Source organism: Mycolicibacterium flavescens (assembly GCF_001722335.1).
GTDB classification, from domain to species: Bacteria; Actinomycetota; Actinomycetes; order Mycobacteriales; family Mycobacteriaceae; genus Mycobacterium; species Mycobacterium flavescens.
Window position 1 is genome coordinate 140,840 of record NZ_MIHA01000011.1, and the last position, 12,073, is coordinate 152,912.

Consider the following 12,073-nt stretch of genomic DNA (forward strand, 5'->3'; position numbering starts at 1 on the left):
GAGGAGTACCGATGAAAACCCCGAATGACCCCGTAGACCACGCGAGGACGACGCGGCCGCACGCGGGGGAGTCGATGAAAGACACCAAGAACATGCCCGGTCTGATCGTGATCGGGGTGTCGCTGGTGCTGTTCGTCTCGGCGCTGGCGGCTCATGCGACCAACCACCACAGCGTCGGTATCGGCCTGGGTAGCGGGTCGGCGGTCCTGCTCCTGATCGGCGGCGGCTGGCTGCTGGCCGAGCACATGCGGGTCCGCAAGATCGAAGAGCGTTGGTATGCCGAGCATCCCGACGCCGAGCGGCAACAGCCCAGCCGACAGAGAAGCCGGTAAGGAGACAATGAAAAAGCCCAGCCGATCGGCTGGGCTTTCTCGTTGGGCGAGAGCTTACTGCTCGGATTCCTGCCGCTTCTCTGCGGCCTTGGCGCCGGCGCGAGCGGACTCCGCCTCGGCTTCCTTGCGAGCGGCGTCCTGCTGGGCGTCGGCCTTGTCCTGCTGGGCCTTGCCCTCGCGAACCATGTCGTCACGTCCGGTGACTGTGCCGACCGTCTCCTTGGCTTTGCCCTTGACGTCCTCGACGACGCCCTTGATGCCTTCTTCGGGCCCACTGTTCTTCTCGGTCATGCTCACCTTTCCGCGATGCTGGATCGGTATCACCCGGGGAATCTCCCCGCGCTGCACAGCGGATTCCCGAGGCCCCGAGCGACTAAACGTCGGCCGGAGCGGGCTCAGTCGTCGGGCAGGTCGTCGTCCGGGTCGAGCTCGACGGTCTCGAGCTGTTCCTGCCAGTCGGCGGGCGAGACCTCAAGCGGCGGGTTGTCACTCGGACCCGCGGCGGCCTCCTCGTCGATCGGCGCCTCGCTGCGCTCGCGCAGCTGCTCCACCGCATCGGCGACGGGGACCTCATCGGGAAGTTCCGGGGTCGGTTGCATACCGAAACGATAGCCGGGATTGCCGGATGCGAAACGACGCGCACCGCGTCAATCCGCCGAGCGAAGGGCGCGCGGTTCACTAAACGAAGAGTCGTCGGGAGCGCCGTTTTGCCGGAGAAGCGCTCGGGTAGGCGACCGGTATGCCGGTCTCGACCCCTGTCCGCACGCTGCTGAACTGCCGTGTCGGCAGGTATTGGCCGGCGTCGTGCGCCGCCGGCCCGCACCGCGCTGTGAGGTTGCTGTGAACGCGGCCCGTTCGGCGGCAATTGGCCTCGGGCGCAGGGGGTTCCGCCAGGCATCTGGTGGCCCTGCGACGGACGTCGCTCGGCCCGCCCGCCCGATGACGCGAACGAGAGGAGGATGCCGATGAAGATCGCGATGGTGTCCGAACACGCGAGCCCGCTGGCGGCGCTTGGCGGAGTCGACGCCGGCGGCCAGAACGTGCACGTTGCCGAGCTCTCGGCGGCCTTGACGCGCAGAGGTCACCAGGTCAACGTCTACACCCGTCGCGACGACCCTGCGCTGCCCGAGCGGGTGCACACGCCGCACGGCTACACGGTGGTGCATGTCCCGGCCGGTCCGGCCGAACAGCTGCCCAAGGATGAACTGCTCGGCTACATGGGCCCGTTCGCGCGGTTCCTCGACACCGAGTGGGCTGTCGAGCGGCCCGACGTCGCGCACGCGCACTTCTGGATGTCCGGTGTCGCAACACAATTGGTGGCCCGGCACCTGGACATTCCTGCCGTGCAGACGTTTCACGGGCTCGGTGTGGTCAAGCGCCGGAATCAGGGCGCCCAGGACAGCAGCCCGCCGGATCGGTCACACCTGGAGGCTGCGGTGGCGCGCACGGCCACCTGGGTGGCGGCGACGTGCACCGACGAGATGTTCGAGCTGATGCGGATGGGCTGCAAGCGCGACCGCACGTCGGTGGTGCCCTGCGGTGTCGCTCTCGACCTGTTCAGCCCCGACGGTCCGGTGGCACCGCGCACCGACCGTCGCCGCATCGTCTGTGCCGGACGGTTCGTGCCGCGCATGGGATTCGACACCGTCGTGCGCGCGCTGGCGCATCTGCCCGCAACCGAACTGGTGATCGCCGGTGGACCCGACGGTGCGGCGGTGCATTCGGACCCCGAGGCGCGCCGGCTGCTGGCGCTGGCCGAACAGCTCGACGTCGCCGACCGCCTCCAGCTGTACGGGTCCGTCGCCCGCGCGGACTTGCCCGCGGTGCTGCGGTCGGCGGACGTCGTGGCCTGCACGCCGTGGTACGAACCGTTCGGCCTCGTCCCGCTCGAAGCGATGGCGTGCGGTGTGCCGGTGGTGGCGTCGGCGGTGGGAGGCATGCTCGACACCGTCGTGCACGACGTGACCGGCCTGCTGGTGAAGCCGAAGAACCCCGACGAGCTGGCCAAGGCGGTCAACGACCTGCTGCGCGACGACTTCATGCGGCAGAGCATGGGCGCGTCCGGTCGCGACCGGGCCCGGGCCAGGTACTCGTGGGACCGGGTCGCCGCCGACACCGAGCGGATCTACGACCGGGTGGTGCCGCACCGGGCGCCCGCGGCGCGGGCGACGAGCGCGTCGTCGGGATGATCGCCTCGTTGTCGCCACACCCGCAACCTTGCAACGGAACCCGCTCGGGCTACCTGCCTTTGGCGACCTTGCGGATCAACCGCGCGGTGCTGCGGTCGAGCACCTCCTGGCGGTCGGCGGGCGTTCGCATCCGCTCCGAGCGTCGCACCGCCGCGGCGATGGTCAGTTCGGACTCGTAGGCCTGCACCACCCGCGGGTCGACGTAGGAGGACCGGGCCACCGCGGGGGTGTTGCCGAGTTCCTCGGCCACCTCCTTCATCACCGCGGACTCCACCCGCTTGATCACCGTCTCGTTGACCGGCGGGTCGGCGTCGACGAAGGCCACCGCGGCCAGCACCGTGCCGTGCCACGTGCGCAGGTCCTTGACCGTGTACTCGTCGCCGACGAGCTGCTTGAACCGGGCGTTGAGGTCGTCGGAGTGCAGATCGGCCCAGCCGGAACCGTTGCGGCACACCAGTAGCCGCTCGGTGCGGTCCGGCCGGCGCAGCAGCGCGCGCACCGAGCGGACCGCCTCGGGGTCGTCGATGGTCAACGTGCGCCGCACCCCGCTCTTGGCCGGGAAGTCGAACTCGATCGCGGTGCGCTGCAAGCGCACGTGTTCACACAGCAGCGTGGAGATCCCGTAGGAGTTGTTCTCCTCGACGTACTGCTCGGAGCCGGCGCGGAAGTAGCCGAGGTCGAGCAGGTGCAGCGCCAGCGCGAGCACCCGGTCGCGGCTGAGGCCGCGGCCACGCAGATCGGCGGCGATCTGCCTGCGCATCTCCGGCAGCCCCGCCGACATCCGCAGCACCCGGTCGAACTTCTCCTCGTTGCGCTCCTCCTGCCACTGCTGGTGGTAGAGGTACTGGCGGCGCCCCGCGGCGTCGGTGCCGACCGCCTGGATGTGTCCGTCGGGGTGCGGGCAGATCCACACCTTGCGCCACGCCGGCGGGATCACCAGCGCCTTGATCCGCTCCAGCGTCGCCTCATCGGTCACCGGGCTGCCGTCGGGGTGGTGATAGGAGAAGCCGCGGCCGCGCCGGACCCGGCGCAGCCCGGGACCGCTGACGTCGCTACGCCGGAGCCGCATGTTTGGTGTCCGACAGTTCTTGGGTACAGCACACCCACCATGGAGAAGTCTGGCTTCGTCGCGCCCGTGAAACGCCGTACGTCACTGTCGGCTTCACCGCGTCCGGCATTTTCGTGGTCGCACCTGTTTCATGCCAGAGCTAATACCCCGACCGGCGGGCGGCACACGTCGCCGGCACCGGACAACCGGTGTCCTCGTTGTTAACGAGGATTCGCCCTGGGGTAATCTCGCCTCGACATTGCCGGGAGGTCAAATGGCCGACGTTGCCAACACACAGAACGGGCACGGGCATGCCGCGCGCTCGGTGGAGCTCCGGGTCGCCGCGGAGCTGGAAAACCTTGCGGTGCTGCGGACCCTGGTCGCCGCGGTGGCGACGTTCGAGGACCTCGATTTCGACGCCGTAGCCGATCTGCGGCTCGCGGTCGATGAGGCGTGCACCCGCCTGATCCGGTCCGCGGTGCCCGAATCGGTGCTGCTTCTTGTCATCGACCCGCGCGACGACGCCGTCGTGATCGACGCGTCGACGACCTGCAAGACTTCCGACGTGCTGGCCCCGGGCAGCTTCAGCTGGCACGTGCTGAGCTCGCTGACCGACGAGGTCACCACCTTCGAGAACGGCCAGGGCCCCGACCAGAGTCAGGTATTCGGGATCTCCATGACGACGAGGCGAGCGAGCACGCTGCAGTGAGCCCGTCGACGTCGAGGGGTTCGTCGTCGCGATCGAACTCTGAGTACGCGGATGTCGCCGACATGTTCCGGGAGTTGAAGGAACTGCCGGCGGATTCGCCCAAGTTCCAGCGCCAGCGCGACCGCATCGTCGAGCGCTGCCTACCGTTGGCCGACCACATCGCCCGCCGCTTCGACGGCCGCGGCGAACCGCGCGAGGATCTGGTTCAGGTCGCGCGCGTCGGGCTGGTGAACGCGGTGATCCGGTTCGACGTCGAGGCCGGCTCGGATTTCGTGTCGTTCGCAGTGCCCACGATCATGGGGGAGGTCCGCAGGCACTTCCGCGACAACAGCTGGTCGGTGAAGGTGCCGCGGCGGCTCAAGGAACTGCATCTGCGGCTGGGCGCCGCGACCGCGGAACTGTCGCAGCGGCTGGGCCGCGCCCCGACCGCCTCGGAACTGGCCGCCGAACTCGACATGGACCGCGACGAGGTGGTCGAGGGTCTGGTGGCGGGCAGCTCCTACAACACGCTGTCGATCGACAGCGGGGGCAGCGGCACCGAGGACGCGCCGGCGATCGCCGACACGCTCGGTGACGTGGACCTGGGGCTGGATCAGATCGAGAACCGCGAGGCCCTGCGACCGCTGCTGGCCGCGCTACCGGAGCGCGAGCGCACCGTGCTGCTGCTGCGGTTCTTCGAATCGCTGACCCAGACGCAGATCGCGGAGCGCGTCGGCATCTCGCAGATGCACGTGTCGCGGTTGCTGGCGAAGTCGCTGACGCGGCTACGGGACCAGCTTGAGTAACGGCGCCGGCCGGGCCCGCACCGCTTGGACGGCCTGCTCGACGCTGTCGAACACCGGCAGCGCACCGTCGGGGTCGCAGATGCGCAGCAGTCGCTTGACCGACGCGCTCGGCGTCATCGCCCAGTAGATGTCCGCTCCCGCGGTGCGCACGTTGAGCGTGTGCAGCGCGGAAAAGCCTGCGGTGCCGAAGAATTCAACGCCGGTCAGGTCGACCACCAGGCGCTCGATGTGGTCGCCGTCGCGCAGCGCGTAGGCGACGAACTCCAGGGCGTTGGCGGCGTCGATCTCACCGGACGCCGCGACGATCGTGGTGCCTGGCTCCAGCCCGCGGCTGGAGAAGTGGGCGGTGTGGCACTCGTTGGCCTCGGTTATCGAGTCGACGAGCTTGAAATGGGAAATAGCAGACATTGTGACTCCATCAGTGAATACGGGATTCGTACTGTGGTTCACGTCAAAATTTGGGGCCCTGCGTGTTCAAAGCCTTCGCAGCAGTGGTGGGAGTTTCTACCCTGCACGTCGATGACGTATCCGGCGGCTGTGAACTCAACCTGCATTGAACCCTACGCTGCTTGTCGGGCCCGCACAATCGGTATCGCAATCGTCGTCGACGCCGCACGTCAGCGGCGAATCCAGGACTTTCGCCCGCGTCAATTGGCCGGGTTGTCGGCCGGGTTTGGTGAACCGCGCGCAGCCCAGCACACTTGACGGTATGTCGACGTCTGTCGCCGGGGTGTTGCTGGCCGCGGGTGCGGGGACCCGGTTCGGGATGCCGAAAGTGCTTGCCGCTGAAGGGGAGTGGTTGACGACGGCGGTCGACGCGCTGCGCGGTGGGGGATGCGGCGACGTGGTGGTGGTCCTCGGCGCGGCGCTGGTCGATGTGCCGCCACCAGCGCGTTCGGTGTACGCCGAGGCGTGGGCGGACGGCCTGTCGGCGTCGCTGCGCGCGGGGTTGTCGGAGCTGGACGCGGACTACGCGGTGGTGCACACCGTCGACACCCCCGACGTCGGCGCCGAGGTGGTGCGGCGCGTGGTGGCCGCGGGCGTCGCCTCGACGTCGGGGCTGGCGCGGGCCCGCTACGCGGGGCGGCCGGGACATCCGGTGCTCATCGCACGCCGGCACTGGGCGCCGCTGCTTGAGCTGGCCGGCGGCGACGAGGGGGCGCGGCCGTATCTGGCCGGCCGCGACGACGTGGTCGCGGTGGAGTGCGCGGACCTGGCCACCGGCCGCGACGTCGATACCCCCGGCTGACGGTCAGGGCAACGTCACGCCGAGCATCGCCGCGGCGAACCGGCGCACCGACGTCTCGGCGATGGTCGCCGCGTCGCCGTGACCGTCGCGGAAACGCTTGTGCAGCACCGGGATCTGCGGGTCGACGGTGATCTCGGCGAGCATCTCGCCGGTCGTCGGCTCACACACCGCCCAGGAGTAGCCGGTTTCCGACGCCCAGCGCGCGCGGCACCGGGTCACGTAGTCGGGGTCGGTTTCGCCCATCTCCGCGAGCGCGGGGCGGTCGTCGATCAGTTCGTCGTCGCGGGGCGCACGCAGATACCACGCACCGGCGTTGATCTCGACGGGCTCCATCAGCGTCACCAATCAAGCGCGAGCAGACGCAAAGTGCCCTGAAATTGCGGCTTTTACGGGCACTTTGCGTCTGCTCGGCGGAAAAGTGGGTTACTTGATCTCGGCGAGGACGGTGCCCTGGGTGATCGCCGCGCCGGGCTCGACAGCCAGGCCGGTGATCGTGCCGTCCTTGTGGGCGGTGACGGGGTTCTCCATCTTCATCGCCTCCAGCACCACGACCAGATCACCGGCGGCGACCTGCTGGCCCTCCTCGACGGCGACCTTGACCACGGTGCCCTGCATCGGGGCGGTCACCGCGTCACCGGATGCGGCCGCACCGCCGCCGCCGCCGCGCTTGCGCGCCTTGGGCTTCTTGCGCACGACATTGCCGCCGCCCGCGGGCGCACCGCCGCCGCCGATCGCCAGGTCGCCGGGCAGCGACACCTCGACCCGCCGGCCACCCACCTCGACGACCACGGTCTGCCGCGGGACGGTGTCCTCTTCTTCGATCGGATCGCCGCCGGTGAACGGTTCGATCGTGTTGTCCCACTCGGTCTCGATCCAGCGGGTGTGCACGGTGAAGCCGTTGTCGTCGCCGATGAACGCGGGATCGGACACCACCGCGCGGTGGAACGGGATGACCGTGGCCAGGCCCTCGACGGTGAACTCGGCCAGCGCGCGGCGGGACCGCTCGAGGGCCTCCTCGCGGTTGGCGCCGGTGACGATCAGCTTGGCCAGCATCGAGTCGAACTGGCCGCCGATGACCGAACCGGTCTCCACGCCGGAGTCCAGCCGCACCCCGGGGCCGGTCGGCGGCTCGAACTTGGTGACCGGCCCGGGCGCGGGCAGGAAGCCGCGGCCGGCGTCCTCACCGTTGATCCGGAACTCGAACGAGTGCCCGCGCGGGGTCGGGTCCTCGGTGATGTCGAGCGGTTCACCGTTGGCGATGCGGAACTGCTGGCGCACCAGGTCGATGCCCGAGGTCTCCTCGGTCACCGGGTGCTCGACCTGCAGGCGGGTGTTGACCTCGAGGAAGCTGATCAGCCCGTCCTGGCCGACCAGGTACTCGACGGTGCCCGCGCCGTAGTAGCCGGCCTCCTTGCAGATGCGCTTGGCCGACTCGTGGATCTCCTTGCGCTGCGCGTCGGTCAAAAACGGCGCCGGGGCCTCCTCGACGAGCTTCTGGAAGCGGCGCTGAAGCGAGCAGTCGCGGGTGCCCGCGACAACGACGTTGCCGTGCTGGTCGGCGATGACCTGGGCCTCGACGTGGCGGGGCTTGTCCAGGTAGCGCTCGACGAAGCACTCACCGCGGCCGAAGGCGGCGACGGCCTCGCGCGTGGCGGACTCGAACAGCTCGGGGATCTCCTCGATGCTGCGGGCCACCTTCATACCGCGGCCACCACCGCCGAACGCGGCCTTGATCGCGACCGGGACGCCGTACTCCTTGGCGAACGCGACGACTTCGTCGGCGTCCTTGACCGGATCCGGCGTGCCGGGCACCAGCGGCGCCTGCGCGCGGGCGGCGATGTGGCGCGCGGTGACCTTGTCACCGAGATCGCGGATGGACTGCGGGCTGGGCCCGATCCAGATCAGCCCGGCGTCGATCACGGCTTGCGCGAAATCGGCGTTCTCCGAAAGGAATCCGTAACCCGGGTGAATGGCGTTGGCGCCGGACTTGGCCGCCGCGTCAAGAAGCTTCTCGAACACCAGGTAGGACTCGGCCGAGGTCTGCCCGCCGAGCGCGAACGCCTCGTCGGCCAGCCGCACGTGCGGCGCGTCGGCGTCGGGTTCGGCGTAGACCGCCACACTCTCGAGTCCCGCGTCCTTGGCTGCCCTGATGACCCGGACGGCGATCTCTCCGCGATTGGCGACCAGCACCTTGGAGATCTTCGAGCTGGCGTGACTGGCCACTGGCCCTCCTGACGGGATGTTCTCTAAGAAACGTCTTTAAGAATGTAACGGAGGGAGTTTATGCGTCCCTGCTGAGGTCTCGACGAGCCGGTCCCTTACCCGCGAGTAATAAACCGCGGCTCCGACCCCCGATCGGCGAGCGCTCACCCCGCTACAGATCGAGCCCCACCAGTGCCGAGTCGGAGTGTCTAGCGCAGCCGCTTCTTGATGCGGGCCAGCATCGCCGACATGCCGCGCAACCGCAGCGGGCTGATCAGCGCGGCCAGCCCCAGCTCGGAGTAGAAGTCGTCGGGCACCGCCAGGATCTCCTCGGCGGGTAGGTCGTCGAGCCCGGTGGCCAGGATCGCGGCGAACCCGCGGGTGGTGGGTGCCTCGGCGGGGGCGCTGAAGTACAGCCGCACGTGGGCGCGGTCGCCGGCGTCGACGTGCAGGAACAGCGGCGACTGGCATTCGGGCACCGGTTCCATCGCGGCCTCTTCGAGGTCGGCGGGCAGCGGCGGCAACTCGTTGGCGAACTCCAGCAGCAGCTGCAGCTTGTCCTGCCCCTGAACCTCCTGGAAGTCCGAGACCACCTCCGCCAGCGCGGCCGGCATTGCACTCATGCGGAGCCCGGCACGTTCCCCGGTTCAGGTCCAACGGCGACCGGGACCCGCACCGCGTTGCCCCACTCGGTCCACGAGCCGTCGTAGTTGCGCACGCCGGGCAGGCCCAGCAGGTGGGTCAGCACGAACCAGGTGTGGCTGGAGCGCTCGCCGATGCGGCAGTAGACGATCGTCTCGTCCTCGGGGGTGAGGAAGCCGTACAGCTCCTCGAGCTCGGCACGCGAGCGGAACCGGCCGCTGTCGTCGGCGGCCTTGGCCCACGGGATCGAGCGCGCGGTCGGCACGTGGCCGCCCCGCAGCGCGCCCTCCTCGGGGTAGTCCGGCATGTGGGTGCGCTCGCCGGTGTACTCCTGCGGGGAGCGCACGTCGATCAGCGGCGCCTTGCCCAGCGAGTCGAGCACGTCGTCCTTGAAAGCGCGGATCGGTGCGTCGTCACGCTCGACGACCGGGTAGCCGGTGGTCTGCTTGGTCGGCACGTCCAGCGTGGTCTCGCGGCCGTCGGAGATCCACAGGTCGCGCCCGCCGTTGAGCAGCCGCACGTCCGGGTGGCCGAACAGCGTGAACACCCACAGCGCGTAGGCGGCCCACCAGTTGCTCTTGTCGCCGTAGATCACCACGGTGTCGTCACGGGAGATGCCCTTGCGGTTCATCAGGTCGGCGAACTGCTCGCCGGTGATGTAGTCGCGCACATTGGGGTCGTTGAGGTCGGTGTGCCAGTCGATCTTCACCGCGCCGGGTATGTGGCCGGTGTCGTAGAGCAACACATCCTCGTCGGACTCGACGATGGCGAGCCCGGGCCTGCCCAGGTTCGCCGACAACCAGTCGGCGGTGACCAGGCGTTCCGGGTGGGCGTACGACTGCAGGGCGGGGTCTGGATCGGCAGGCAATGGCACAGAGCAGAGCCTACCCAGCGCGCCGACGACGCGCGGTCCGCTCAGCGCTTGCTTGTTGTGGCAAACCTTCTACGGTATGAAGTCCGGGGAGTTTTCCTCCAGGCCTTGGCTAACCCCGCCAGGTGCGGCGCCGACACCGTCGCAGCCGGCGCCCACACCGACCGCGGGAGCAGGAGCACGTGAGCCCAGAACCACACGCACCGCACGTCACCGCCGACGACGTGGCCCGCAGGAGGGCCGCCGCGCCGAAGCTCAAGGTGCCGCCCGCGGCGCCGCCGACCGGCCTGCGCCGACTGCGTGACCGGCTCAGCGAGCAAATCTTCAATCTGGTGTTGACCCATGTGCCGTCGCACACCGTGCGGCAGGGCTTCCTGCGCGCCTGCGGCGCCACCATCGGGGAGCGCTCGGCGATCATGCGCGGCACCGAGGTGTACGGCATCGCATACCTGACGATCGGCGACGAGACCGCGATCGGGTGGCGCTGCGTGCTCGACGCCCGCGGCGGGCTGTGCATCGGCGACAACGTCACGGTCGCCAGCGACGTGCACTTCCTGGGCACCCGTCGCGACATCGACCGGCCCGGCCTGCGGCACGTGCCGGTGCCGACGGTGGTGGGCGACTACGCGTGGATCGCCAGCCGCGCCATGGTGCTTCCGGCACACATCAAGCGCGGCGCGGTCGTCGCCGGGCAGGCGACGGTGATGCGCGACATCGAGGAGTGCGAAGTCGTCGGCGGTGATCCGCTCAAGGTCATCGGTCAGCGCGACCCCGAGGCGCTGGCCTACACCGCGGGCTACCGCCCGCTGTTCTCCTAGCGGCGCCCGCGTGCCCGTCCCCCGAACCGACCGATTGGCGAACCGATGACCAAGGTGACCTTCCTGCTGTCGAAAGACCCCGCGACTCAGCACGGCGGCGACATCGAGCTCTCACGCGTCGCGATGCGCCTGGCCGCCGACTCGTTCGACGTGGCCGCGCTGTGCCTGTCGGCCGAAAACGGTTCGGCGACAGTTGATCTGGTTCCCGGCGGGCTGCCGTTGACGCGGGTGGCCAAACCGCCGGTGGACAAGGTCCGCATCCTGGCCAGGTCGGTCACGCAGCGCCGCAGCCTCGCGCATGTGCGGTTCGACTTCGACGAGCTGGTCACCGCGATCGACGCTCTGGAGTCCGATGTCTTCGTCGCCGAACACAGCTACATGGCCGAGTCGTTCCTGCGCAGCTCTCACGCCGGGCGCACCGGCCTGATCATCAACACGATCAACACCGAATCGCAGGTGTGGCTGTCGACGCGGGGGCTGCTCGGCAAGATCGAGGAACCGCGGTTGCTGCGCGACGAGATCCGGGTGGCCCGCGCCGCCGACGCCGTCGGCACCTACGACATCGAGGAAGCCGAGATGTACCGGGCCAACGGGCAACCGCAGGCGCGGTGGCTCGACGTGACCCTGCCGCCCTCAGAGAAGGTCGACGTCTCGGCGACCGGGCCGCGGCTGGGCTTCGTCGGGGTGCGCGACTGGCCGCCGAACCAGGAGGGCTTCCTCTACGCGTTGCAGCTGTGGCCCAGGATCGCCGAGGGCATCCCCGGCGCCGAACTGTGCATCGCGGGACCGAAGAAGCCCGGCGCCAAGGACCCGGTCTACCCGCCGGGCGTGCGTGACCTCGGTTTCGTCGAGGACCTGCCGGGCTTCTTCCGGACCTGCCGGGCGCTGATGGCGCCGATCAAGACCGGCGGCGGGGTGCGGGTCAAGATCCTCGACTCGATCAGCAAGGGGCTGCCGGTGATCGGCACCGGCCCCGCGGTGGGCTCGCTGCCCGCGCTGTTCGACCTGCCCACCTACGACGACGAGGAGCAGTTCATCGCCGAGTGCCGTCGTCACCTGCTCGACCGCGACGTCGCGGTCAAGGCCGGCGACGCCCTCTACGAGGCCAACCGCGCGCACTGGGAGACCCGCAAACCGCACCGGTCGTTCGAGGATCTGGTGCGCGCGGGAATCCGGTCCTGATCGGCGGCGCGCGGCTACAGTGAGACCGCTGGCAACGCCGCCCCTA

At 69.4% G+C, this 12,073-nt stretch carries 15 protein-coding genes; 7 read left to right on the forward strand and 8 right to left on the reverse strand.

Features of this window, described 5'->3' with window-relative positions:
• Positions 1-11 precede the first annotated feature (11 nt).
• Complete coding sequence (gene usfY / locus BHQ18_RS16320; RefSeq protein WP_069414671.1) at positions 12-332, forward strand: protein UsfY; 321 nt, start codon at positions 12-14, stop codon at positions 330-332.
• Positions 333-386: 54 nt separating this feature from the next.
• Here the strand turns inward: usfY and mbp1 are convergent, their stop codons facing one another.
• Both mbp1 and BHQ18_RS16330 read right to left on the reverse strand, forming a co-directional pair.
• Entirely contained in the window at positions 387-623 is a 237-nt protein-coding gene (gene mbp1, locus BHQ18_RS16325) for a microaggregate-binding protein 1 (RefSeq protein WP_069414672.1), read from the reverse strand.
• Between the two features lie 104 nt (positions 624-727).
• Complete coding sequence (locus tag BHQ18_RS16330) at positions 728-931, reverse strand: hypothetical protein (protein ID WP_069414673.1); 204 nt, start codon at positions 929-931, stop codon at positions 728-730.
• Positions 932-1,297: 366 nt separating this feature from the next.
• On the opposite strand from BHQ18_RS16330, the gene BHQ18_RS16335 reads away from it, so the two are divergent.
• On the forward strand, positions 1,298-2,521 hold the full coding sequence (locus BHQ18_RS16335) for a glycosyltransferase (RefSeq protein WP_069414738.1): 1,224 nt from the start codon (positions 1,298-1,300) through the stop codon (positions 2,519-2,521).
• 49 nt (positions 2,522-2,570) lie between these two features.
• Here the strand turns inward: BHQ18_RS16335 and BHQ18_RS16340 are convergent, their stop codons facing one another.
• On the reverse strand, positions 2,571-3,590 hold the full coding sequence (locus BHQ18_RS16340) for a DNA topoisomerase IB (RefSeq protein ID WP_069414674.1): 1,020 nt from the start codon (positions 3,588-3,590) through the stop codon (positions 2,571-2,573).
• 253 nt (positions 3,591-3,843) lie between these two features.
• On the opposite strand from BHQ18_RS16340, the gene BHQ18_RS16345 reads away from it, so the two are divergent.
• Together BHQ18_RS16345 and BHQ18_RS16350 are read left to right on the forward strand one after the other, a co-directional pair.
• The gene (locus BHQ18_RS16345; protein ID WP_069414675.1) at positions 3,844-4,278 is read left to right on the forward strand and encodes an ATP-binding protein; all 435 of its coding nucleotides are present in this window, start codon (positions 3,844-3,846) and stop codon (positions 4,276-4,278) included.
• Between the two features lie 62 nt (positions 4,279-4,340).
• Positions 4,341-5,063: an RNA polymerase sigma factor SigF gene (locus tag BHQ18_RS16350; protein ID WP_276046220.1), complete on the forward strand. Its 723-nt coding sequence runs from the start codon at positions 4,341-4,343 to the stop codon at positions 5,061-5,063.
• On the opposite strand, the gene BHQ18_RS16355 is transcribed toward BHQ18_RS16350, so the two are convergent.
• Entirely contained in the window at positions 5,043-5,471 is a 429-nt protein-coding gene (locus tag BHQ18_RS16355; RefSeq protein ID WP_069414677.1) for an STAS domain-containing protein, read from the reverse strand. The genes BHQ18_RS16350 and BHQ18_RS16355 overlap by 21 nt on opposite strands.
• Positions 5,472-5,772: 301 nt before the next feature.
• On the opposite strand from BHQ18_RS16355, the gene BHQ18_RS16360 reads away from it, so the two are divergent.
• A complete protein-coding gene (locus BHQ18_RS16360; protein WP_069414678.1) occupies positions 5,773-6,312 on the forward strand; it encodes a nucleotidyltransferase family protein in 540 nt (179 codons plus the stop codon).
• Positions 6,313-6,315: 3 nt separating this feature from the next.
• Here BHQ18_RS16360 and BHQ18_RS16365 read toward each other — a convergent pair whose 3' ends face one another.
• The 4 genes from BHQ18_RS16365 to BHQ18_RS16380 form a co-directional block, all read right to left on the reverse strand.
• Positions 6,316-6,645 carry a hypothetical protein gene (locus BHQ18_RS16365; RefSeq protein WP_069414739.1) on the reverse strand — a complete coding sequence of 110 codons (330 nt, stop codon included), beginning with the start codon at positions 6,643-6,645 and terminating at the stop codon, positions 6,316-6,318.
• Positions 6,646-6,735: 90 nt separating this feature from the next.
• Positions 6,736-8,535 carry an acetyl/propionyl/methylcrotonyl-CoA carboxylase subunit alpha gene (locus tag BHQ18_RS16370; RefSeq protein WP_069414679.1) on the reverse strand — a complete coding sequence of 600 codons (1,800 nt, stop codon included), beginning with the start codon at positions 8,533-8,535 and terminating at the stop codon, positions 6,736-6,738.
• A 188-nt stretch (positions 8,536-8,723) separates the two neighbouring features.
• Positions 8,724-9,137: a SufE family protein gene (locus BHQ18_RS16375; RefSeq protein WP_069414680.1), complete on the reverse strand. Its 414-nt coding sequence runs from the start codon at positions 9,135-9,137 to the stop codon at positions 8,724-8,726.
• The gene (locus BHQ18_RS16380) at positions 9,134-10,030 is read right to left on the reverse strand and encodes a sulfurtransferase (protein ID WP_069414681.1); all 897 of its coding nucleotides are present in this window, start codon (positions 10,028-10,030) and stop codon (positions 9,134-9,136) included. Before BHQ18_RS16380 ends, BHQ18_RS16375 begins: the two co-directional genes overlap by 4 nt.
• Positions 10,031-10,209: 179 nt before the next feature.
• Here BHQ18_RS16380 and BHQ18_RS16385 point away from each other — a divergent pair, with 179 nt between their 5' ends.
• Together BHQ18_RS16385 and BHQ18_RS16390 are read left to right on the forward strand one after the other, a co-directional pair.
• Complete coding sequence (locus tag BHQ18_RS16385; protein WP_234794202.1) at positions 10,210-10,845, forward strand: acyltransferase; 636 nt, start codon at positions 10,210-10,212, stop codon at positions 10,843-10,845.
• A 45-nt stretch (positions 10,846-10,890) separates the two neighbouring features.
• Positions 10,891-12,027 (forward strand): glycosyltransferase, encoded by a 1,137-nt coding sequence (locus tag BHQ18_RS16390; protein ID WP_069414682.1) that lies wholly within the window; start codon positions 10,891-10,893, stop codon positions 12,025-12,027.
• Positions 12,028-12,073 lie beyond the last annotated feature (46 nt).